Here is a 21,226-nt window from a genome sequence, read left to right on the forward strand (position 1 = left end):
GGGCCTGGTTTAGCGGTGGCGGCGGCGATGCTCATCGCCGCCGCCACGGCCTGTTCGAGCGAGGACTCCACGAAGGTGTTCAACGCCGGGAGCGAGTCCACCGCACAGGGGTCCGCGTCCTCCCCGGGTTCGTCCGGCGCGCCGCCGGGCAACGCGAACGCGGCGGGGCTGAGCGCGACGCGGACCGCCGCGGCTGCCGCCGGTTCCGGCGACGAGGCCGCACACAAGACCTCGGGAAAGATCGCGGGCGAGAGCGATGGGGAGGCCGCCGACAGGGTCGCGGAGAAGATCGGCGACATCCCCGCGGCTCCCGCGCCGCGTCCTTCCCCCCTCCTTTCCTCCGTCCCCTCCCCCGGTCTTTCCTCCGGACCGCGGGCGACGCCTTCGCCCACGGCCGCGGCCGAGCCTGCGATGCGGCTCGCGCGGTCCGCGGACGAACCGGTCGTGGTGGACGCCATCCAACCGGAGGACGTGCCCCGGGCGGAGCGCGTGCCCGTCGGGGTGAGTCCCGGAGCCGGGGGCGGGACCGCACGGGAGTCCTCCTCCCCGCCGTCGCGCTCGCCGTCCCCGGTCCCGTCGCGGACACCATCCCCGGTGGCGTCGCGCGCGCCGTCCCCCGCACCTCTCGCCCGCCCCAGCGGCGCCTCCGCGGGCGGCTGGGGCAGCCCGGCCCTGGCCGAGGACTTCGGCGGCGAGGCGCTGCGCCTCGCCGGAGGCGGCGGCGACAAGGACCTGTCCGGCTCGTCGGTCCAGCGGTACGGCCGCTGGGAGGTCCGCGTCCGGGCCGATGAGGGCGCCGCACCCGTCGCGTTGCTGCGGTCCGTCCAGTCGCAGGCCCGGCCGCACGAAAACTCGCGGCACCGCGGCTCCCGGTACGGCGACTCCCGGCACGAGTCGTCGCGGTACGGCAGCTCGCAATACGGCGACTCCCGGTACGGCAGCTCGCAGTACGGCGACTCCCGGTACGGCAGCTCGCAGTACGGCGACTCCCGGTACGGCAGCTCACAGTACGACGAGTCGCAGTACGACGACTCCCGGTATGACGACTCGCGGTACGGCAGCTCGCAGTACGACGACCCGGGATATGGAGACTCGCGGTACGACTCGGGATACGCGGATCCCGGGTACGACAGCCCGGAATCCGGGGGCACCGACGACCGGCAGACGGAAGACGCGGCGATCGGCGTGGCCGCGATCGGCGGGCGCAGCGCGGAGCTGTCCGTGCGGCAGGGCCGGGAACAGGCCCGGGCCGAGATGCCGGCCGACTTCACCCAGTGGCACACGATCGCCGTCGACTGGCTGCCCGGCCGGGTGACCTTCTGGCTGGACGGCAGGCAGGTGTGGAACTACACCGGTCCGTATGTCCCCCGGTCCGAGGGGATGGGCCTGGTGCTGCGCAACTCCGGCGGCGGCACGGTGTACGTCGACTGGGTGAGGATCTACCGGGCTCCGGAGCGGTAACCTGCCGGATGATCTCGGATGCGTGACGGAGACGCGGGGCGGGTGTGAGCGGACAGGACGGCACGGCCGGGCGGCCCACGGCGGAACCGACCGCGGACCCGGATGGGAAACCGACGGCGGAGCCGGCTGTGGAGGCGGTCCGGGCGGGCGACGGTGCCGTGTTCGGGGAGCTCGCCGCGCGTCACCGGCACGAGCTGCGGGTGCACTGCTACCGGATGCTCGGGTCGTTCACCGATGCCGAGGACCTGGTGCAGGAGACGCTGCTGCGGGCCTGGCGCGCGCGGGAGAGCTTCGAGGGGCGCTCGACGTTCCGGGCGTGGCTGTACCGGATCGCCACGAACGCGTGCCTGGATGCGCTGTCCGGCCCGGCCCGCGCCCGCGAGGTGGCGGCGGACACCTCGCGGAGCCCGGGGCGTCCGGCTCCGGCCGACGTCCCCTGGCTCCAGCCCTATCCGGACGGACTGCTCGACCTGGCGGCGCCGGACGACGGCGGGCCGGACGCGGTGGCCATCGCCCGGGAGACCGTCGAGCTGGCGTTCCTGGCGGCGATCCAGCACCTTCCCCCGCGGCAGCGGGCGGTGCTGATCCTGCGTGACGTGGCCGGCTGGCCGGTGACCGAGACCGCCGAGGCGCTGGAGATGAGCGTCGCCTCGGTCAAGAGCGCCCTACAGCGCGCCCGCGCGACGCTGCGCGACCGTCTGCCCAGGCGGCGGGCGGACTGGGCCGCGGCCACCGAGCCCAGCCGGGACGAGCTCGACCTGCTGGAGCGGTACGTCACCGCCTCGAGAAACGCCGACCTGACGGCGCTGGCGGAACTGCTGCGCGAGGACGTCCGGCAGGCCATGCCGCCCGCCGCCTTGGTGTTCGACGGGCGCGCGGCCGTGCTCGACATGTGGCGGCCGGTCCTGGAGGGCGAGGAGCGCTGGGGCGAATGGCACTGCGTCCCGCTCGCGGTGAACCGGCAGCCCGCGGTGGCGAACTACGTGCGGCGGCCCGGTGAGATCTTCTACACCGCGGTCAACATCGACGTCCTGTGTGCCGAGGACGGCCTCGTCGCGGAGATCACCACTTTCGGCCCCGAGCTGCTGCCCCTCTTCGGCCTGCCCCTCTCCATCGGCCCTTCCGCCGCCGACGGGGCCGTTATCGGATCGTGACACCGATCGCCCGTCCGGACCGATTCCCTTCTCCCGGCCGCGCCGTCATACGAGCGCTATCGCACGAACGGGAGAAGGAGAACACCATGCCGGACATCATCGAGACGACGCAGCCGGACGAGCAGGTCAGGGCGCTGGACCGGCTGGTCGGCTCATGGCGCGTGACGGGCGGCGCGGAGGGCACGGTCACCTACCGCTGGATGGAGGGGGGATTCTTCCTCATCCAGGACATCCGGCTGGAGCAGGACGGCCGGCCGATCGTCGGTTTCGAGGTCATCGGCCGCGAGAGGCCCTACGGGGCGGACGCTCCCAGCGAGGACATCAAGTCCCGCTACTACGGCGGCGGGGGCGACACCCTCGACTACGTCTACGAACTCGACGGCGACACACTGACCATCTGGGGCGGCGCCAAGGGGTCTCCGGCGTACTTCCGGGGCACCTTCACCGCCGATGGCGACGCGATGACCGGCGGCTGGCACTACCCGGGCGGCGGGGGCTACGAGTCGAACATGACCCGGATCGGATAGCCCGTCACGAGTGGCTCGGGAGGAGGGCCGCCGCCTTCAGCGACAGGTGGAGCAGCAGGCGGTCCTCCCCGTCGGCGAGGTCGAGCCCGGTGAGGTGACCGGCCTTGCCGAGGCGGTAGTACAGCGTCTGCCGGTGCACGCCCAACGCCGCCGCCGTCTCCTGGACCTGCCCGGCGTGGTCCAGGTAGGCCTCCACGCTCGTGGCGATCCGGGGCGTGAGCGCGGCGGACTCGGCGGCGAGGTCGGCCAGGTCGCGCGGGGACAGCCGGGCCAGCAGCCGGTAGACGCCGAGCCCGCTCCAGTCGGCGACCGGGGCGTGCCGCTCGACGTGCTCGGCCACCCGCAGCGCCAGCAGAGCCTCCCGCCAGCTCTGCCACGCCTCCCCCGGGTCGTCGCGCGGACCCCCGACGCCGGCGGCCATGCCGTACAGGCCGTGCAGGAGGCGCGCGACGTGCGCGGCCTGCGCGGCGGGCGCCAGCACGGCGAGAAGCGGTGCGTCCACGGCCGTCTCGGTCACGTCCGGGTCGGCCAGCACGCCGCGCGGCAGCGTACGGGGCGGTCCCGGCACCTCCGGCGGCGTCCGGACGGCCACCGCCGTCACCGGGCCCTCGACCTCGACGCCGGCGGCGGCGCGGACCGCGGGATCGGCCGAGAAGAACTCGCGCAGCGGGGCGTGCCGCCCGCGGGCCTGCGTGGCCAGCAGCGCGGCCACCCGGCCGACCAGCGGCGCGACGGCGGCCAGGCGTTCGTCGGTGAGCTCCCCGGATTCGAGCGCCCACAGGTAGCCGTAGGTCACTCCGCCGTGCCGCAGCGGCACGCACACGCGGCCGAGCAGGCCGGGCAGCCCGGGGATGCGCACCGGGCCCGTCGCGGTGGCGATGCCGTACGCCTCGAAGTGGGCGCGTACCTCGTCGGAGGCGTGCCTGCGCAGGATCGACTCCTGCCGCACGCGGTCGATGTCCCCGCTCTGCGCGCCGTACGCCAGCAGGTTGAACGAGCGGTCCTCCAGCGTCACGGAGGCGTCCAGCAGGCGGGAGATCTCATCGACGATGTCTTGCATGCTGACATTCTTGTGCATTTGTCGAAAAATGCTGTGGCGGATGTCCGTGGAACTTCCGTGACGTGCGGATTTAGCCTTAAGCCATGCTCGGTTCCCTGCTTCTCGCGGGCTCACGCAGCCCGCTCGCCCGCCGGGCCGTGTCGGGGCTCCCGCTCACGCGCAAGGTCGTCGACCGCTTCGTGGCCGGGGAGTCCGCCGCGGACGCCGTCGCCGCGACGCGCCGCCTGACCGGCTCCGGGCTGTCCGTCACGATCGATCATCTGGGCGAGGAGGTCCGGGACCCCGGGACCGCCGTCGCCGCCGCCAAGGCGTACGTCTCGCTGCTGGAGGAGCTGCGGCCCCTCGGCCTCGGCGCCCGGGCCGAGGTGTCGGTCAAGCTGTCGGCGGTCGGCCAGGCCCTCGACCCGGGCATGGCCCTGGAGAACGCGCGGCAGATCTGCGCGGCGGCCCGGGAGTGCGGCGCCACGGTCACCCTGGACATGGAGGACCACACCACCGTCGACGCGACGCTCGGCGTGCTGCGCACGCTGCGGGAGGACTTCCCGGAGACGGGCGTGGCGATCCAGGCCTACCTGTTCCGCAGCGAGGCCGACTGCCGCGATCTCGCGGGCTCGCGGGTGCGGCTGGTCAAGGGCGCCTACGCCGAACCCGCGTCGGTGGCCTGGCAGAGCAAGGCCGAGGTCGACCGCGCGTACGTGCGGTGCCTGCGCGTGCTCATGAACGGCACGGGCTACCCGATGGTGGCCACGCACGACGACCGGCTGATCGCGATCGCCGAGTCGCTCGCGGTGGGCGCCGGGCGCGGCACCGGCGACTACGAGTTCCAGATGCTCTACGGCATCCGGGCCGACAGGCAGGCGGCGCTGGCCGCGGCCGGGTCGCGGGTGCGGGTCTACGTCCCCTACGGCGACGACTGGTACGGCTACTTCATGCGCCGCCTCGCCGAGCGCCCGGCCAATGTCGCCTTCTTCCTTCGCGCTCTGAGGGGTAAATGATGGATGCGATCACCGAGGTCCCGGTGCCGGCGAACGAGCCGGTGCACGCGTACGGGCCGGGCAGCGCCGAGCGCGCGGCCCTGGAGACCCGGGTCAAGGAGCTGTCGGGGACGTCCCTCGACCTGACGATGACGATCGGCGGCGAGCGGCGCATGGCCGGCGGCGCCCCGATCGACGTCGTGCAGCCGCACAACCACGCCGCCGTGCTCGGCCGTACGGCCGACGCCACCGCGGCCGACGTCCGGGCGGCGGTCGACGCGGCGCTCGAGGCCGCGCCGCGCTGGCGGGCCCTGCCGTTCGAGGAGCGCGCCGCGGTGTTCCTCCGGGCCGCCGAGCTGCTCAGCGGCCCGTGGCGGGCCACGCTGAACGCGGCCACCATCCTCGGCCAGTCGAAGTCGGCGCAGCAGGCCGAGATCGACGCCGCGTGCGAGCTGATCGACTTCTTCCGGTTCAACGTCGCCTACGCCCGGCGGCTGCTCGCCGAGCAGCCGCAGTCGTCGCCCGGCGTGTGGAACCGCATGGAGTTCCGCCCGCTGGAGGGCTTCGTCCTGGCGATCACACCGTTCAACTTCACCTCCATCGCGGCCAACCTGCCGGCGTCGGCGGCGCTGATGGGCAACGTCGTGGTGTGGAAGCCGTCGCCGACCCAGCAGTTCGCGGCGCATTTCACGATGCGGCTGCTGGAGGCGGCCGGGCTGCCGCCCGGCGTGATCAACATGGTCACGGGCAACGGCGCCGCCGTCTCCGAGGTCGCGCTGCCCCACCCCGAGCTGGCCGGGATCCACTTCACCGGCTCGACGGCCACCTTCCAGCACCTGTGGCGCACGGTCGGGGAGAACATCGCGGGCTACCGGGGCTACCCGCGGCTCGTCGGCGAGACCGGCGGCAAGGACTTCATCCTGGCCCACCCCTCCGCGGAGCCCGGCGTGCTGTCGACCGCGCTGCTGCGTGGCGCCTTCGAATACCAGGGCCAGAAGTGCTCGGCGGCCTCCCGGGCGTACGTGCCGCGCTCGCTGTGGACCCGGATGCGCGACGACTTCGTCTCGGCGGCCGAGTCGCTCACCGTGGGCGACGTGTCGGGCGACCTGTCCACGTTCATGGGCGCGGTGATCGACGCACGCGCCTTCGCCAAGCACAGGGACGCGATCGACCGGGCGCGGTCGGCGGACTCCATCGAGGTGCTCACCGGCTCCTACGACGACTCGGCCGGCTACTTCGTGCGGCCGACCGTGCTCGAGTGCGCCGACCCCGCGGACGAGGTCTTCTCGAAGGAGTACTTCGGCCCGATCCTCGCCGTCCACGTCTACGACGACACGTCGTACGACACCGTGCTCGACCAGATGGAGAGCGTCGCGCCGTACGCGCTGACCGGGTCGGTCATCGCGCAGGACCGGTACGCGATCGCCGACGCCACCGAGCGGCTGCGCTTCGCGGCCGGCAACTTCTATGTCAACGACAAGCCCACCGGCGCGGTCGTCGGGCAGCAGCCGTTCGGCGGGGCCCGCGCCTCGGGCACCAACGACAAGGCCGGCTCGATCTTCAACCTGATCCGCTGGGTCAACGCCCGCACGATCAAGGAGACCTTCGTGCCCCCGGTGGTGAGCGGTCCTTACAAGGGCGACGTGCCGCAGGGCGGCTGGCAGCAGCCCGACCTCGGCGACCTCGGCTACTGACGGGCCGCGATGCCCTCGGAACCCGATGCGGGGTTTCGAGGGCATCGCCGTGCATCCCCGCTCACCTCAGCCCCCCATGGCCCTGTTGGCCGACTTGCCGGCCGGAATTCCGGCTAGACGACTACCATGGACGCATGGAGATAATCCCGATCAGTGAGGCCAAGGACCGGCTGACCGAGCTGGCCGATCGGGCCGCCCGTGAGCACGACCACTTCACTCTGACGCGCAACGGCCGCCCGCACGCGATGATCGTGTCAGTGGCTGAGTGGGAATCCCTGCAGGAGACGCTCGAGATCCTCGCCGACCCCGAGATGCGCGCCGATCTCGTCGAGGCCACCGCCGCCGAGGCGAGGGGCGATGTGACGACCGAGGAGGAGATGGCCGCCATCATGGCCGCTCGTCTCGGCAAGGCGAGTGCGTGAGCGACCGATACAGCGTCCTGCTCGCTCCGCCGGCGCGCCGCGCCCTCAGCGGCGGTCTCCCGGAGGAGCTGGCCGCCGCCGCCTGGGAGCTCATCACCGGCGCTGTGGCCCGTGAGCCGTGGCGGGCGGGCAAGCCCCTCCAGGAACCGTACGAAGGGCTGTACGTCGCCCGGCGCGGCACCTACCGGGTGGTCTACCGCATCGACGAGGACAAGCACGCCGTGACGATCCAGACGATCAAACATCGGCGGGACGCCTACCGGTTCTGAGGTCGTCTCAGTCCTCGGCGGGGACGGCCATCTCGCCGAGGAGGGACCAGTCGTCCTGTGGGACCGTGACGTTGACGATCCTCGGGGTCTCGGCGAGGTGGGGCGGCAGCGTACGCCGGGCCGTCCGGAAATGCTCCGACCCCACGTGCGCCGCGCCGGCCTCGTCGTCCCGGAACGCCTCGACGAGGACGTACTCTGCCGGGTCGTCGAGGCTGCGCGACCAGTCGAACCACAGGCAGCCCGGCTCGGCGCGGGTCGCCTCGGTGAACTCACGCGTGATCTCCGGCCACCGGTCGGCGTGCTGCGGCAGCACCCTGAACTTCGCGGTGATGAAAATCATCCGGCGTCTCCTCTCATATGATCGCGGGCAGGACCACGTCCTCCAGGACCGCTCTCGGCGCGGTGTCCTGGCCCGGCCCGTTGTAGTCGCCGGCGGTGACGGCCACGACGAGGCCGAGATCGGGCAGCAGGAACAGCCGCTGGCCGCCGTTGCCCATGGCCGACGCCCGCCCGTCCGGCCCCGCGTACCACAGGTACCCGTAGGAGACGCCCTCCCAGGCGGGCACACGCGGGCGCAGCATCTCCTCTGTCCAGCCGGGGGCGACTGTCCGGTCGAGCACCGCCTGCCCGATCCGGGCGAGACCGCGCGGCGTCAGGCGCAGGCCGGAGGCGGCCAGGGCCCTCCCGTCCGAACCGGCCAGCCATTCGAAGGCCCCCACGCCGAGCGGCTCGAACAGCGCGGTGCGGGCGAACTCCTCAAGGCGGAGGCCGGTGCCCCTCTCCACGATGGCGCCGACGAGGGCCGCGGCGCCGCCGCTGTAGCGCCACCGCTCGCCCGGCTCCTCCACGAACGGGCACTCCAGCACGTAGCGGCAGCGGTCCGGCGCCATCTCCATCGCGATCTCGCTGTTCGCCGGGCTGGTGTAGGGCGCGCTCTCGTCCCATTCCAGGCCCAACGTCATCGTCAGCGCGTGCCCGATCGTCAGCCCGGCCCGGCGGGGATCCGCCGCCAGGTCGGCGTACTCGGGGAAGGCGGTCAGGATCGGCTCGCCGGGCTCCGGCACCAGGCCGGACTCCAGCGCCAGGCCGTACAACAGCGCCACCACGCTCTTGGTGACCGAGCGCACGTCGTGCAGCGTGCCCGGCCCGAAGTCCACGTGGCCGAGCGGGGTGTTCAGCGCGTGGTCGTCGCCGCCGCCGTACCACTCGAGGACGACATGGCCGTGCCGGGCCACCACGACGCCGTGCAGAGCCGGCGCCCCGCCCCGCCGTACGAGGGCTTCCAGGCGGTGGGGCAGGTCCGGCGCGAACCCTGCCTTCTCCGGGGCCTTCTCCGGGGAGATCGACTGCATGCGTTTCCTCCGCTTTCTCGGCGATTCCTCCGTGTCCGAAGCCTCGCATTATTTCCGGGCGGTAGGCCACTGCCAGAGGGGGTACCGAGCCCGAAAGACGCCATCCGAGCGAGCCGAGGTCGACATGCGCAGGATCCTGGCGGCTCTATGCATCGCGGCCGCGGCCGTCACGGCCTGCGGCGACATCAAGCAGGACTACTACACCCAGACGATGCCCCAGAACGACGGGGCGAACGTCAACCTGCCCGGTCTGCTGCTCCGCAACGCCTTCATCATCGGCTCGCAGCAGCCCGCCCCGCCGGGGACCGACATGCCGATGTACATGATGCTGCTCAACGAGAGCGGCCGCACCGACCGCCTGGTGTCGGTGGACACCGGGGACCTGTTCCGGGGGGCCCGCCTGCCCGCCGGCGGCCTGGAGATCCCCGGCGGGAGGTACGTCGGCGGGACGCCCGTCCCTCAGGTGCTGCTCGCCGGCCTCACCCGCCCGCTGGGCAGCGGCGGCACGATCCCCGTGACGTTGCGGTTCCAGAACGCGGGGACGGTGCGGATCGACGTCCCGATCCTGCCGCCCGCGCAGTGGAGGAGCACCTACTCCCCCTGGCCCGGCGCGTCACCCACTCCGTCACCCAGCCCACCGGCCAGTCCGTCGCCCAGCCCGCCGCTCAGTCCGCCGCCCGGTTCCTCGCCGGCCGTCTCGCCGAGCCCGTCATGACCCGTCCCGGATTTCGCGGTGGACGGCAGGGTTCGCCGCGATGATCTCCTCGGCGACCGCGCGCAGGCGGGGCAGGTAGGCGCTCACCTCGCTCGCCCTGCGCCGCAGGTCGTCCGGCGACCCGGCGCCCAGGTCGGCCGCCAGGTCCGCGAACCCGCCGAGGTGGCCGTTCTCCCCCGGCGCGTCCGCGGCGAGGATCTTCAGGCACCGGGCGTACGTCGCGGCGATCCAGAAGACGGCCTCGCGGTGCAGTCCCCGCGCGACGAGGTCGCGGCTGCCGTCGACCGCCACCGGCCGCGCCGCCTCGGTGATGTCGGCCGAGAAGGGGAAGGGCGTTCGGGCCACGGCCGCCGCCGCGTCGAACGCCCTCGTCATCGTCGTGATGTGGGCGGCGACCCGCTCGGGGGTCAGGTGCGCGCAGCCGAGCAGGCCGAGCAGTTCCTCGTAGACGTCCATCCGGCCGTACGCCCGCAGGAGTTCGCGGACGGCCGGGTAGCGCAGCCGTACGGTGGGGTTGCGCAACCCGGCGGTGAGGAGCACGTGGGTCGTGATGCCGGCCGGGAACAGCCAGGCCGTGACCTGATCGTGGAACGGCCGGCGGGCGTCGAGCCTCGCGAGCCCGCCGGTGATGCGGCGCTCGGCGTCCTCGCACCGCAGGCGGACCCAGCGCCGATCGGCGAAGCCCGCCGCCACGGCGGCACGGAGCCGGGCCAGCCGCCCGGTGGGGTCGGCGATCAGGGTGCCGGGGTCGCCGGCGCGGAAGGCGCCGGCCAGGTGGCAGGAGGCCAGCACGTCGCGTGCGGAGGCGAGCCGGTCCCAGGACATGTACGTGACCTCGACGAGCACGCCCTCCCACGGGATCTTGCCGAGCTTGGGCGGCGCGACGGGGTCGGTGACCACGACCGACACGTCGACGTCGGAGGTGGGCGGCAGCACCGCGTCGGGGTCCGCCCAGGCCGTCGAGCCGGTCAGGAAGGCCCCCGCGAAGTTGGGGGCGGCCGCGGCATGGCGGGCGACCCAGCGTGCCGCCGCGGCCCGCGCGTCCCGGACCCGTGTTCCCGGTGTCGTCATCCCGCCATCATGGCGCGGCCGGGCGGCCACGGGGCCGCCCGGCCGGGAAGGAGGCGGTCAGCTGTTGAACAGGTCGCGGATGCCGGACATCGCCTGGACATTGCTCAGGATCGACAGGTGGTCGACGCAGGCGAGGGTGTGGTTGTCCGCGCCGGACAGCCGGGTGCTGGTGTAGGGGATGATGATGCCGTCGCAGGGCGACACCCAGGTGCCGTACTTCGCCGATCCCGGCGTCTCGTCACCGCTCAGCGAGATGATGTACGCCGAGCCGGGCAGCATCTCGATGCACGAGACGTAGACGGTGCAGGCACTGGCGTAGGTCGTGCCGTGGTTGGCGCCGGCCAGTGAGGCGACGTGGTCGACGTTGGCCGCTCCGCCGAGCTTCTGCAGGTAATACCGCGTCACCAGGCCGCCCATCGAGTGGTTGACGATGTCGACCTTGGACGCGCCCGTGCCGGCCTTGATCTGGTTGACGAGGGCGGCCAGGCCCTGGGCGCTGATGATGTTGGACCCTGCCCAGTTGTAGTTGTAGCCGTACAGCCGGTTGCTCTGCCAGCCGTTCGCCACGAGGTACGCCTGGAGAGCGGCGAAGTTGGTGCTGTTGCCCGTGTAGCCGTGCACGAAGACGACGGGGTTGTGGGTCGCCGCCTGGGCGGGGACGGCGGGAGCGAGGAAGCCGAGCAGGGCCAGGATGCCGAGGAGGGGGCCGACGATCCTACGCATGAGATCTCCTTGCCGTGGGGGATGACAGGAGTCTCGCGATCGGTTCGGGTCACGGCATCGGGGAAATCACCAGTCGCCGTCCCCCGTTTTCGCCGCGAGTCGTCGCGGCGGGCGGGGGGAGACGGCCCTCATGCGCGGGGCCGCGACGGCGGCGCGATCAGCCGGGGATCTTCAGCACGACGACGGCGATGTCGTCACGGGGCAGCCCGGACTGGAAGGCGACGACCTCGTTGACGACGGCGTCGGCGATTCCGTCCGCCTCCATGCCGCGGGAGGCGGACAGCAGGTGCCGCAGCCGCGCCTCGCCGTACAGCCCCTCGCCGCCGCGCGCCTCGATGACGCCGTCGGTGTAGAAGAGGACCGCGTCGCCCGGCGCGAGTTCGACCTCGACGTCGGTCAGCCTGACCTTGGGCAGCAGGCCGAGGACGTTGCCCGGTCTCCCGATCTCGCCGACCGCGTCCCCCCTGGCCCGCAGCGGGGGCGGGTGACCGGCCAGGGAGAGCGTGAGCCGGAAGTGGTGATCGGCGGGCACGAGCTGGCCGTACACGGCCGTCACGAAACGGCCCGCCCGCTCGTGCAACAGGGTCCGGTTGAGCGCGGACAGGACCGCGGAAGGGCTCGGCTCACGGATCGGCGCGGCCCGCAGCGTGTAGCGGGCGAGGCTGGTGACGACGGCGGCCTCCACCCCCTTGCCGCACACGTCGCCGAGGGCGAGCGCCCAGCCGGCGTCGGTCTCGTACATGTCGTAGAAGTCGCCGCCCACCAGGTCGCCGTCCCCGGCAGGCCGGAACGCGCCGGCGACCTGCAGGCCCGGGATCCGCGGCAGGGCCGGGGGGATGAAGCTGCGCTGCAGAGTGCGGGCGAGCTCGCGCGCCTCCGCCTCCGACCGCTCGGCGCGCTGGCGGGCACGCAGCAGCTCGCGCTCGTACTCCCGCCGGTCGGTCGCGGCGAAGACGCAGAAGCGGATGACCCTCGGATCGTCCCGCATGACCGCGTTGAGCAGCACCGGCAGCCGGGTGCCGTCGGCGCGGCGCACGTCGACCGCGATCTCGCGGACGACCGACTGCATCGCGAGCAGCGGGGCGAAGTGGGTCTCGTAGAAGATGCGGTCGCCGACGGCCAGCAGGTTCTGGATCCGCATGCCGCCGGTGAGCTCGCCGGGTTCGTACCCGGTGAGTTCGAGCAGCGTCCGATTGACCCGGATGATCGTTCCGTCGGGCAGCGTGGACAGGTGGCCGCAGGGCGCGTGCTCGTAGAGATCCTCGAAGGCCTCCTCGGCGAGGCTCACCTACAGGAACGCCTTGATCGCGGAGATGGTCTCCTCGGGCGCGCTCAGGTTGGGGCAGTGCCCGGTCGCCCGCATCAGCACCAGCTCGCTGCCGGGGATGTTCTCGTGGACGTACTTGCCCACCTCCACGGGGGCGATCACGTCGTCGGAGCACTGCAGGATCAGGCTGCGCACCGGCACCCGGGACAGGTCGGCGCGGTTGTCCGACATGAACGTGACGGTGGCGAACCGCTTGGCGATGTCCGGGTCGGTACGGCAGAAGCTGTTGGTCAGCTCGGTCCCCAGCTCGGGGCGGTCCGGGTTGCCCATGATGACCGGTGCCATGGCGCTGGACCAGCCGAGGTAGTTGCTGTCGAGCGACTCCAGCAGCTCCTCGATGTCGGCCGCGCTGAAACCGCCGACGTAGCTCTCGTCGTCGATGTAGCGGGGCGAGGGCCCGACCATCACCAGCGCCCCGAACCGCGCCGGCTCCCTGATGGCCGCCAGCGCGCCGATCATCGCGCTCACCGAGTGGCCGACGAAGACGGCGTCGCTCAGGTCGAGCTCGGCGCAGATGTCCAGCACGTCCTGCGCGTACCCCTGCAGAGACGAGTAACGCTCGGGCGAGTAGGCCGACAGGTCGGAGTCGCCGGACCCCACGTAGTCGAACAGGACGATCCTGTACTCGTCCTCGAACGCGGGAGCGACGAGGCGCCACATGTTCTGGTCACACCCGAAGCCGTGGGCGAAGACCATCGGGCGGCCGTCCGGCCGGCCGGTGATTCGGACGTTGTTCCGCACCATCACGCTCATGACGCGCAAGCGTACAAAGCATTTCACTTCACGTGTGATTCGGGGCGGTCGTGTATGCCGCGCCTTCGGGGGTAGGCGGCGGGAGATCCCCACTCCCCCGGAGGCGTCATGGGCACCCTTCCCACGCGGACCACCGCACGTTCGTCCGTGCTGGTGGGCGCCGGTTTCCCGGGCCTCGGGATGATCGCTCTCGGTTTCCCGCCGTCCCGCAGGACGGTCGCCGGCAGGGTGTGACGCGGGGTTCCCGACCGTGGCTGTCCGGCCGCGCGCATGACCGCCTGCCCGTCGTCGACGGTCACACGCTGGTGGGCATCGTCGCGCTGGCCGACGTGGCCCGCGCCCTGCCCGATCGCCCGGTGGGCGACCTCGTGGACGCCATCAGCACCGACTGATGCGCGCCGCCACGGCGGGCGTCTTTCCGGGCCCCGGCCTTCCCGGCCGGGGCCCGGCGCCTGTCATCCCGCCTCGCCGTGTCCGATCACCTGACCGGCGGTCCTGCTGCCGGCCAGCTCCGAGAGCTGCACCGTGTCGACGCCGTCGCAGACCAGTTCGGTCGAGGCGATCACCGCACGCACCGCCGGGGAGTCCTCCCCCGGCACGGCCACGGTCGCGGTCTGCAGGTAGGTCCAGTCACGCAGCGCCTGCACCGATGCGGCGGGCAGCCGCGTCGAGTACTCGATCACCAGGGCGTCGTCCTTGACGAGCAGGTGATCGAGGCTCGCCCGGGTGGGGATGTCCTGGTCTGTGGGGCTGTAGAAGGACTGGGCCGGGTGCGTCCAGGAGGTCGCCTCGCCGGGCGGCGTGCGCGGCCGCATGTCACACGTGACCGGGGACGCCGCCGTGCCCGCCCCGGAGCCGGTCGCGGCCGGGGGCACGGCGGAGGACGCGGCCGAGGAGGACGCGGCGGAGGTGGCCCCGCCGCACCCGGCGCAGAACGCGAGCGACGCCACGGCGAGTGCGACCCGGGTGAGGGCCTGGCGCATCGATCCACTCCTGGTCTCGTCGAGAGGCTCCGGCGGCCCGGGCGCGGTGCGCGCCCGGGCCGCCGGAGCGGGGGTCAGCGCCCGCTGACCTTGAGGGACGCCGAACGGGAGACGATCTCGCCGGTCGGGTCGGTCACGCGGACCCGGTACTCGGAGCCGGACAGCTCCGGCGCCGCCGTGACGGCGATCGCGAAGGACGTCTCGCCGGTCATGTCGGTCCACTCGGGCGAGCCCGGCGACTTCACCTGCCACTGGTAGGCGACGTTCCGGCCCTCGGCGGTAGCGGAGAAGACCACGTCCTCACCGTTGTGCACGGCCGTCGTCTTGGGCTGGGACACGAACCTCAGGTGGACGCTCTTGTCGTCGAGCGCCTTCATCCAGTCGACGAGCTCGTGGGCCCGGTCCCGGAGCGTGCTCTGGGCACGTCCGCCCAGGTGGCCGGAGTCGGCCGTCTGACGGAACGCCTTCGCCTGCGCGAGCGCCTCGGCGTAGTCCTTCACCAGGTAGGCGTCGTACGACGCGGTGAGCGCCTGGTTCAGGCGGGCGGCCAGGTCGGCGCCGACGGTCCCGTCCGCCGCACCGGCGGCGACGAGCTTGCGCAGTTCCTCGTGGCTGACGCAGTTCGCCTCGGTCTGTCCGGCGGCCCACTTGATGCCCTCGAGCATGTTCTTCTGGAACAACGGGTCGAGGGTGTTCGCCCAGTTGTGCAGCAGCGCCTGGGAGAACGAGCGCCCGCCGTCGTAGTTCTGGCACCACGAGATCGGGTGGTCGGCGCCCTCCACGCGGCCCGCGGTGGCGCCGATGCTGCCCACGTACGTCGACTCGTTCAGCGTCTGCAGGACGTGCGTCTTCTGGCGCGGCAGGCCGACCCAGTTGTAGAGCTCGTCGACGATCTTCAGCGTCTCGGGGAACTGGCGCGTGGCCGGGTTGGTGCCGTCCTCGGTCACCAGTTCGCCGATGTTGCAGGCCCCGCAGGTGTTCTGGAGACCGCTGCCGTTGGAGCCGTGGTTGTCGAACTCGCCGCCGGCCAGGCCCTTGTACCAGTCCCACCCGTGCATGGAGTCGGTGGCGCCGTGCAGGGCGACGAAGCCGCCGCCGTTGTTGATGTACTGCTTGAGGACGGCCTGCTCGTCGACCTTGACGTTCGGGTCGGCCTGAGTGGGGCGGGCCGTGGAGAACACGCCGTTGCCGACGCTGGAGACGCCGACGACCACGTCGTACTGCGACAGGCGCTCGATGCTCTCGAAGGGGTTCGGCACCGAGACGTCGGGGCTGAGGTAGTCGTACACGTCGACGTCGAAGTTGTTGGCCCGGCCCATGTCCTGGATCACGGCCATGGTGAGCGGGATGTGCTCGTGCCGGAAGGCGCCCGGCTGGTTGCCGAAAAGGAGGACCCGGAACTTCGGCTTCTTGTTGCGCACGGACTCGGTCGGGAGCCGGAACGGGGCACGCTCCATACCGGGCGCCGCGCTCACGGTGACGCCGGTGGCCACCTCGGGGTGCTTGACCCCCCGGAGCTCCTCGACAAGGTAGGCGGCGTCCTTCACGAGGGAGTCACGCATGCGGCCCTCGGGCACGACCTGGCCGGCCAGCGCGCCGAAACGCGTCAGCGCGGTCACGGCGGCGTCGCCGCCGGCGTCGGCCTGGGTGAGCAGCGCCAGCAGGCGGTCGCCGTTCGACGCCGAGACCTTGCCGGCGGTGACGTAGCGCTGGACGAGGGCGCGGAGGTCCGCGACCGAGGTGGTGATCTGGAAGGTCAGGGTGTACTTGGCGCCGTTGCCGGCGGCGTCGCCGAGGGTGACCGCCCACGTGTGCGCGCCGACGGACAGGGTGGCCGGGTCGAGCGGCAGCGGGTAGGTCCACGTGCCGTCGATCCACATGTCCCGCACCGCGGCGCCACCCGATCCGGGGGTGGGGTCGGTCCGCGTCGGCGTGATGGAGGAGGCCGCCGCGCTGTGCGGCACCTTGCCGCCCGAGACGCCCGGCCACGCGGCGACCGGCGGCTTGGTGTCGATCCGCACGCTGATCGTCTTGGCGGCCGAGGCGTTGCCGGCGGCGTCGACCGCGACGTAGCGGACCGTGCTGTTGCGGTCGCCCCTGACGACGTAGGTGGCGGTGCCGCGGGTGCCGCTCCGTACGGCCGGCACCTCGACGGTGGCCTCCGTCCCCACCGTCACGCGGAACGACGCGACGGCGTCGTCGTCCGTGGCGGACAGGTTCAGCGTCACCTCGTCATTGGTGAACCAGCCGTTGGTCCCGGTCGTGGTCGACGGGGTGTACGCGGTGTTCGTCGCACCGTTGTAGTTGGGCTCGGCGACCGGCGACAGCGTGGCCGTGTCGAGAACGGGCGCCGCTCCGGACTCGGCGGCGGCCGCCAGGCCCGGAGAGCCCAGCACCAGGGCCGGCACCGCGAGTACGGCCGAGGCCAGAGCGGATCGCGACCGCAGCCTGGGACGTGTGCGCGAGGATCGCATGTCACTCCTCTTGTCGGGACGAAAAGCGCATCGCGCTCGGACGCCGACCCCACGAGCGCCGACCCAGGTGAGGGGAAGGTCTGACGGATAACGCGATGACTTCCGGAAGTGTGCGGCTCGCCTCGAAACTTTGTCAATCATCTGACAAAGTCTCGTTTGAAACAAAAAAAGTTACTGACAAAAGTGCGAAACATAGGCGGGTTCGTGTCAGAACTTCACCCGCTGTAACCAGAAGTCGGTCCGGCTCGCGTCGATCGCCGGGGCCAGGCGGCGAGGAGCCGGCGGTCGCGCCAGGACGGCGCCGGGCCACCGCGCCCTGTTTGAGCCCGGTCGTGAGGGTATGGCGGCTTTGCGGCGCCCTCCCCGAGCCGGAGGCGGCGCCGCGACGGCGGGGCCCGCAGCGCTCGATCCGCGAGCCCCGGGACCGAGGCGCCGGGAGGGGTAGCGATGACCGACGACACCACCGCGGGCAAACCGGAGCGCTACGCGTTCGACTTCGACCCCCGATTCGCCCCGCTGCTGTCCGTCCTGGGCATCCGCCCGGACACCGCCGGCGTCCTGGTCGGCCCGGGCACCCTGCGGGTCCGCTTCGGGCCGTGGGTGACCGAGACTCCGCTGGCCAACGTCTCGGGAGTCGAGACGACCGGCCCCTACTCCCCGTTCCGGGCGATCGGGGTCCACGTGTCGCTCGCCGACCGGGGCCTGACATTCGCCACCAACGCCCGCAAAGGGTTGTGCGTGCGGTTCCACGAGCCGATCCCGGGCGGCGAGCCGTTCGGGCTGCTGCGCCATCCCGGCCTGACCGTGACGGTCGCCGATCCCGCGGGACTCGCCGAGAAGCTCTCCCGGCGCCTGTAGCAGTCACCTGAAGGGAGAACCTTGATTCGCCAACTCGTACGCGGCGCGGCGGCCGGCGCGCTGTCCACGGTAACGATGAGCGCGGTGATGCTCGCCGGGCGGAAGGCCGGCCTGATGCCGGGCCAGCCGCCCAAGCACATCGTGAGGGCGGCCCTGCCGGGCCACCGGCACCGGCCGAAACCCGGGGAGAACGTCCTCGGCGCCGCCGCGCACCTGGGGTTCGGCGCCGCCTGCGGCGCGGCGTTCGCGCTGCTCACCCGCGGGCGAAGGCCCGGCGTCCCCCTCGGCGTGGGCTACGCGCTGCTGGTCTGGCTCGGCGCCTACGAGGGCTGGGTGCCCGCCCTGAACATCCTGCCGCCCGCCTCGCGCGACCCCGCGCGCGGCCGCCCGGCCGTCATGGCCGCGGCGCACGTGGTGTACGGCGCCACGCTGGCACTCACGGTCCGCGCGACGCACGGAGCGGGCGGACGACACGATTCGAAGGAGGACGGATGACGACGACGGAACGTCCGCTGGCGCTCGTGACGGGCGCCTCCAGCGGCATCGGCTACGAGCTCGCCAGGCAGTTCGCCCAGCACGGCTTCGACGTGGTGGTCACGGCGGAGGACGCGGAGCTCGACGCCGCGGCCGAGTCGCTGAAGGAGTACGGCGGGCAGGTCATCCCGGTGCGCGCCGACCTCACCCGATACGACGAGGTGGAGCGGCTGTGGACCTCGGCCGTCGCGGCCGGCCGCCCGCTGGACGCCGTAGCGATCAACGCCGGCGTCGGGGTGGGCGGCGCCTTCGCCCGCGACACCTCGCTGGCGGCCGAGCTCAAGCTCATCGAGCTCAACGTCACCTCCGCCGTGCACCTGGCCAAGCGCGCCGTGGCCGCCATGACCACCCTCGGCAAGGGGAAGATCCTGTTCACGTCGTCGGTCGCCGCGCTCACACCCGGGCCGTTCGAGGCCGTGTACGCCGCCAGCAAGGCGTTCCTCCACTCGTTCTCCGAGGCGCTGCGCAACGAGCTGAAGGACTCGGGGGTCACCGTCACCTCGCTCCTGCCGGGCCCGACGGACACCGAGTTCTTCGAGCGGGCCGGCATGGAGGACACACGGGTGGGCTCGGGCAAGAAGGACGACCCGGCCGAGGTCGCCCGGCAGGGCTTCGACGCGCTGATGAAGGGCGACGACAAGGTCGTCGCGGGGTCGTTGGCGAACAAGGTGCAGGGCGTGGCGGGCAGGCTCACCCCGGACACGGCCAAGGCCGCCATGCACCGCCGCATGGCCGAGCCCGGCAAGGGCGACACGTCCGAGAAGGACGAATAGGCCCGTCCGGCGAGCGGGGAGCCCGGTCCGCGGTGAGAGCGGTGAGGGGAGGAATCGCCCCTCACCGCTTCTCCGGCGGCCCACGGCGTCGCCCGGCCGAGCGCGAGACGGCTCAGGAAGCGACGTCCTTGAAGGCGACGACCTTGCCGACGCGCAGCCGCACCAGGAACTCCCCCGGGACGCCGTTGCGCCGGCCGTACTCCTCGGCCCGGTCCTTTCCCATGTAACGGCCGCCGAGCACCGTCGCCCAGTGACGCACCTCGTTGAGGTCGTCCGACAGCGTCGCCTCCCCCTCGAGCATCACGTACGAGTACGGCGGCCGCTGGTCGTCGACGCACAGGGTCGCGCGTGGTTCGCGCCGCAGTTCGCGGGCCTTCACGCTGCTCTCGTGGGTGGTGAAGACCACGTCGTCCCCGTCGAGGGCGAACCAGATCGGGGTGACGTGCGGCCGCCCGTCCGCCCTGGTGACGGCGAGTTTGCCGGTCTTGGTGCCGCTCGCCGCGAACTCCCGCCACTCCGCCTCGGTCATCTGTTCCATGGCCTCGAACCTAGGACATGTCCGGGCCGTTCCCGGCACAAGTAGTCGACCCGCACCGCGGTCCCAGGAGGACTGTCATGCCCACGCACAGCATCGCCTTCGGCGAGGTCACACGCGTCGTCGAGTGGTCGGGCCCCGTCCGCACCGCCCGCTTCATCATCCCGGACAGCGACGAGGAGACCTGGCGGCGCAACCAGGAGTGGCTGGCGCCGGACTTCTGGACGGCGAATGGGTGCCCACCTTTCCCAACGCCACGTACCTGATCCCCCGCGCCGACAACCTCTACTTCGACCCGGACACCGCCCACCGCGGCCGGGCTCCGCGCGACGAGCACGAGCGCGTCCGCTGGAGCCGCCGAGGTCCGGCGCGATGGCGACGGCTTCGCCCTCTCCTCTTGGGCCGCCTTTCCCCGCCTCTTATCCGGGTGAGTAGTAGTCGCCGAGTCTCCAGCCTCGTACAGCTCGGTCACCCCGGCCGGCCTGGGCGGCCTGGGCGGCTGCCGAAAGCGGCCGAAAGAGAACCCGTAACGGCATTCCCGGATGCACCATGAGGCGACGGCGAGGTATCGCCCTGCCGAGGAGCATCCGCGAATAGCGGCCCCGCAAGCCCACCGGTCAGACAGGACCGGCCACACAGCGGTGGAGCGAGTTGAGAATCGGGGACTCGGAGCAATGATCTGCCCGGCCGTGGAGTGGCCGAGGCCGCCCACCGAATGACGGAGTCCCTTGACGGGTCCCGCACTCATGGCCCTGTAGAGGGTTCAATCGTTGAATCCGACGGTGAGCCCGACCTTGTGGTCGGATTCGGTACGGGCATGTCCTTGGGCAGGACGTCAACCTCTATAGGAATAGTGTTCTTGAGATGGTCTCCCGGCGCCGGAGCCTGGCCGACGACTATCCAGTCGGCCGGATCTTCGACCTCATCCCCGGTCAGAGATCTGACTTCCAGGTCGAACCCCAGGGCGGCGATGGTGGTTCTGGCCGTCTTCACATCCTGGAACCAGAGTCTTGGCATCTCGGGTAGGGCGGCGGCGGGAGACGGGGCTGCCGATATCGTCGCGAAAACCGGCGTCGAATGCGATACAGAGTAAATCCCGGCCGCGCCGGGCCCGGTAATAACCAGCAGTACGGCCGCAGTGCCGGCAACTCCGATCACGGCGACGAGAACTATGACCAGACGCGCCACGACAGAGCTGTTCATGGACGATAGATACCACAAAAAGGCCAGAGCCCAATAGCCGGACAGCTGAATCCGGGGCTCGAACTCGAGCAATGCCTTCCAGACTCAGCCTCATGCTGTAACGTCCTCAGCGGCGCCGGAGTCCCGGCCGAGGCCACCCGAATTTATTTGATAACGGGGCCGGTGGTGAAGGTGCGTTTGGGCCAGGGCCAGGAGACTTCTGGAATGGGATCCAGTCCGGGCGATGACATGGGTGCGGTAGACGTAGGCGGAGCCGCACAGGGCGCGCGCCTGGCCGTCGGCAGGGGGCGGCAGGGAGCAGAGGCCGGCAGGATCTCGCGAAGGAACCGGTGACCACAGCGCCCGATTCGGTTCCCCTCACGCC

The 21,226-nt window shown here is 71.9% G+C and carries 25 protein-coding genes; 14 read left to right on the plus strand and 11 right to left on the minus strand.

Going from position 1 to position 21,226, the window contains the following annotated elements:
• Positions 1-15: 15 nt before the first annotated feature.
• The 3 genes from AB0O28_RS04940 (at position 16) to AB0O28_RS04950 (ending at position 3,142) form a co-directional block, all read left to right on the plus strand.
• A complete protein-coding gene (locus AB0O28_RS04940) occupies positions 16-1,461 on the plus strand; it encodes a hypothetical protein (protein ID WP_363636380.1) in 1,446 nt (481 codons plus the stop codon).
• A 128-nt stretch (positions 1,462-1,589) separates the two neighbouring features.
• A complete protein-coding gene (locus AB0O28_RS04945; protein WP_363636382.1) occupies positions 1,590-2,615 on the plus strand; it encodes an RNA polymerase subunit sigma-70 in 1,026 nt (341 codons plus the stop codon).
• 86 nt (positions 2,616-2,701) lie between these two features.
• Positions 2,702-3,142: a hypothetical protein gene (locus AB0O28_RS04950; protein ID WP_363636384.1), complete on the plus strand. Its 441-nt coding sequence runs from the start codon at positions 2,702-2,704 to the stop codon at positions 3,140-3,142.
• A gap of 4 nt (positions 3,143-3,146) precedes the next feature.
• On the opposite strand, the gene AB0O28_RS04955 is transcribed toward AB0O28_RS04950, so the two are convergent.
• Positions 3,147-4,202, minus strand: a complete 1,056-nt coding sequence (locus tag AB0O28_RS04955) for a helix-turn-helix domain-containing protein (RefSeq protein ID WP_363636386.1) — start codon at positions 4,200-4,202, stop codon at positions 3,147-3,149.
• Positions 4,203-4,285: 83 nt separating this feature from the next.
• Between AB0O28_RS04955 and AB0O28_RS04960 the strand changes: the two genes are divergently transcribed.
• The 4 genes from AB0O28_RS04960 (at position 4,286) to AB0O28_RS04975 (ending at position 7,561) form a co-directional block, all read left to right on the plus strand.
• Positions 4,286-5,197 (plus strand): proline dehydrogenase family protein, encoded by a 912-nt coding sequence (locus AB0O28_RS04960; RefSeq protein WP_363636388.1) that lies wholly within the window; start codon positions 4,286-4,288, stop codon positions 5,195-5,197.
• Positions 5,197-6,870: an L-glutamate gamma-semialdehyde dehydrogenase gene (gene pruA / locus AB0O28_RS04965; RefSeq protein ID WP_363636390.1), complete on the plus strand. Its 1,674-nt coding sequence runs from the start codon at positions 5,197-5,199 to the stop codon at positions 6,868-6,870. The genes AB0O28_RS04960 and pruA overlap by 1 nt, the downstream gene beginning before the upstream one ends.
• Before the next feature lie 134 nt (positions 6,871-7,004).
• Positions 7,005-7,292: a type II toxin-antitoxin system Phd/YefM family antitoxin gene (locus AB0O28_RS04970; protein WP_363636392.1), complete on the plus strand. Its 288-nt coding sequence runs from the start codon at positions 7,005-7,007 to the stop codon at positions 7,290-7,292.
• Positions 7,289-7,561 carry a type II toxin-antitoxin system RelE/ParE family toxin gene (locus tag AB0O28_RS04975; RefSeq protein WP_363636394.1) on the plus strand — a complete coding sequence of 91 codons (273 nt, stop codon included), beginning with the start codon at positions 7,289-7,291 and terminating at the stop codon, positions 7,559-7,561. Before AB0O28_RS04970 ends, AB0O28_RS04975 begins: the two co-directional genes overlap by 4 nt.
• Before the next feature lie 7 nt (positions 7,562-7,568).
• Here AB0O28_RS04975 and AB0O28_RS04980 read toward each other — a convergent pair whose 3' ends face one another.
• The gene (locus AB0O28_RS04980) at positions 7,569-7,901 is read right to left on the minus strand and encodes a putative quinol monooxygenase (RefSeq protein WP_363636396.1); all 333 of its coding nucleotides are present in this window, start codon (positions 7,899-7,901) and stop codon (positions 7,569-7,571) included.
• A 13-nt stretch (positions 7,902-7,914) separates the two neighbouring features.
• Positions 7,915-8,913 (minus strand): serine hydrolase domain-containing protein, encoded by a 999-nt coding sequence (locus AB0O28_RS04985; RefSeq protein ID WP_363636398.1) that lies wholly within the window; start codon positions 8,911-8,913, stop codon positions 7,915-7,917.
• Positions 8,914-9,037: 124 nt separating this feature from the next.
• On the opposite strand from AB0O28_RS04985, the gene AB0O28_RS04990 reads away from it, so the two are divergent.
• Positions 9,038-9,628, plus strand: a complete 591-nt coding sequence (locus tag AB0O28_RS04990) for a copper chaperone PCu(A)C (RefSeq protein WP_363636400.1) — start codon at positions 9,038-9,040, stop codon at positions 9,626-9,628.
• Here AB0O28_RS04990 and AB0O28_RS04995 read toward each other — a convergent pair.
• The 4 genes from AB0O28_RS04995 to AB0O28_RS05010 all read right to left on the minus strand — a co-directional run bounded on the left by AB0O28_RS04995 (position 9,623) and on the right by AB0O28_RS05010 (position 13,502).
• Positions 9,623-10,699 carry a hypothetical protein gene (locus AB0O28_RS04995; RefSeq protein ID WP_363636402.1) on the minus strand — a complete coding sequence of 359 codons (1,077 nt, stop codon included), beginning with the start codon at positions 10,697-10,699 and terminating at the stop codon, positions 9,623-9,625. The two genes, AB0O28_RS04990 and AB0O28_RS04995, sit on opposite strands and share 6 nt — an antisense overlap.
• Before the next feature lie 57 nt (positions 10,700-10,756).
• Complete coding sequence (locus tag AB0O28_RS05000; protein WP_363636404.1) at positions 10,757-11,422, minus strand: alpha/beta fold hydrolase; 666 nt, start codon at positions 11,420-11,422, stop codon at positions 10,757-10,759.
• A gap of 157 nt (positions 11,423-11,579) precedes the next feature.
• Positions 11,580-12,710: a SpoIIE family protein phosphatase gene (locus tag AB0O28_RS05005; RefSeq protein WP_363636406.1), complete on the minus strand. Its 1,131-nt coding sequence runs from the start codon at positions 12,708-12,710 to the stop codon at positions 11,580-11,582.
• Entirely contained in the window at positions 12,711-13,502 is a 792-nt protein-coding gene (locus tag AB0O28_RS05010) for an alpha/beta hydrolase (protein WP_363636408.1), read from the minus strand.
• Positions 13,503-13,610: 108 nt separating this feature from the next.
• Between AB0O28_RS05010 and AB0O28_RS05015 the strand changes: the two genes are divergently transcribed.
• A complete protein-coding gene (locus AB0O28_RS05015; protein WP_363636410.1) occupies positions 13,611-13,736 on the plus strand; it encodes a hypothetical protein in 126 nt (41 codons plus the stop codon).
• Complete coding sequence (locus tag AB0O28_RS05020) at positions 13,733-13,894, plus strand: CBS domain-containing protein (RefSeq protein ID WP_363636412.1); 162 nt, start codon at positions 13,733-13,735, stop codon at positions 13,892-13,894. Before AB0O28_RS05015 ends, AB0O28_RS05020 begins: the two co-directional genes overlap by 4 nt.
• Before the next feature lie 63 nt (positions 13,895-13,957).
• Here AB0O28_RS05020 and AB0O28_RS05025 read toward each other — a convergent pair whose 3' ends face one another.
• The gene (locus tag AB0O28_RS05025) at positions 13,958-14,485 is read right to left on the minus strand and encodes a hypothetical protein (protein ID WP_363636414.1); all 528 of its coding nucleotides are present in this window, start codon (positions 14,483-14,485) and stop codon (positions 13,958-13,960) included.
• 74 nt (positions 14,486-14,559) lie between these two features.
• Positions 14,560-16,959, minus strand: a complete 2,400-nt coding sequence (locus AB0O28_RS05030; protein ID WP_363636416.1) for a ThuA domain-containing protein — start codon at positions 16,957-16,959, stop codon at positions 14,560-14,562.
• Positions 16,960-17,406: 447 nt separating this feature from the next.
• On the opposite strand from AB0O28_RS05030, the gene AB0O28_RS05035 reads away from it, so the two are divergent.
• The 3 genes from AB0O28_RS05035 to AB0O28_RS05045 are packed head-to-tail and all read left to right on the plus strand — an operon-like array spanning position 17,407 to position 19,124.
• Positions 17,407-17,817 (plus strand): hypothetical protein, encoded by a 411-nt coding sequence (locus AB0O28_RS05035; protein ID WP_363636418.1) that lies wholly within the window; start codon positions 17,407-17,409, stop codon positions 17,815-17,817.
• 21 nt (positions 17,818-17,838) lie between these two features.
• A complete protein-coding gene (locus AB0O28_RS05040) occupies positions 17,839-18,312 on the plus strand; it encodes a DUF6789 family protein (RefSeq protein ID WP_363636420.1) in 474 nt (157 codons plus the stop codon).
• Positions 18,309-19,124, plus strand: a complete 816-nt coding sequence (locus AB0O28_RS05045) for an SDR family NAD(P)-dependent oxidoreductase (protein WP_363636422.1) — start codon at positions 18,309-18,311, stop codon at positions 19,122-19,124. Before AB0O28_RS05040 ends, AB0O28_RS05045 begins: the two co-directional genes overlap by 4 nt.
• A 112-nt stretch (positions 19,125-19,236) precedes the next feature.
• Here the strand turns inward: AB0O28_RS05045 and AB0O28_RS05050 are convergent, their stop codons facing one another.
• Positions 19,237-19,662, minus strand: coding sequence for a PPOX class F420-dependent oxidoreductase (locus tag AB0O28_RS05050; protein WP_363636424.1), 426 nt, complete (start codon positions 19,660-19,662; stop codon positions 19,237-19,239).
• Between the two features lie 77 nt (positions 19,663-19,739).
• Here AB0O28_RS05050 and AB0O28_RS05055 point away from each other — a divergent pair, with 77 nt between their 5' ends.
• Positions 19,740-19,925 (plus strand): hypothetical protein, encoded by a 186-nt coding sequence (locus AB0O28_RS05055; RefSeq protein WP_363636426.1) that lies wholly within the window; start codon positions 19,740-19,742, stop codon positions 19,923-19,925.
• 478 nt (positions 19,926-20,403) lie between these two features.
• On the opposite strand, the gene AB0O28_RS05060 is transcribed toward AB0O28_RS05055, so the two are convergent.
• Positions 20,404-20,862: a hypothetical protein gene (locus tag AB0O28_RS05060; protein ID WP_363636428.1), complete on the minus strand. Its 459-nt coding sequence runs from the start codon at positions 20,860-20,862 to the stop codon at positions 20,404-20,406.
• Between the last annotated feature and the right edge of the window lie 364 nt (positions 20,863-21,226).

Origin of the sequence: Microbispora sp. NPDC088329 (assembly GCF_040685655.1) — a bacterium.
In the GTDB taxonomy this organism is placed as follows: domain Bacteria; phylum Actinomycetota; class Actinomycetes; order Streptosporangiales; family Streptosporangiaceae; genus Microbispora.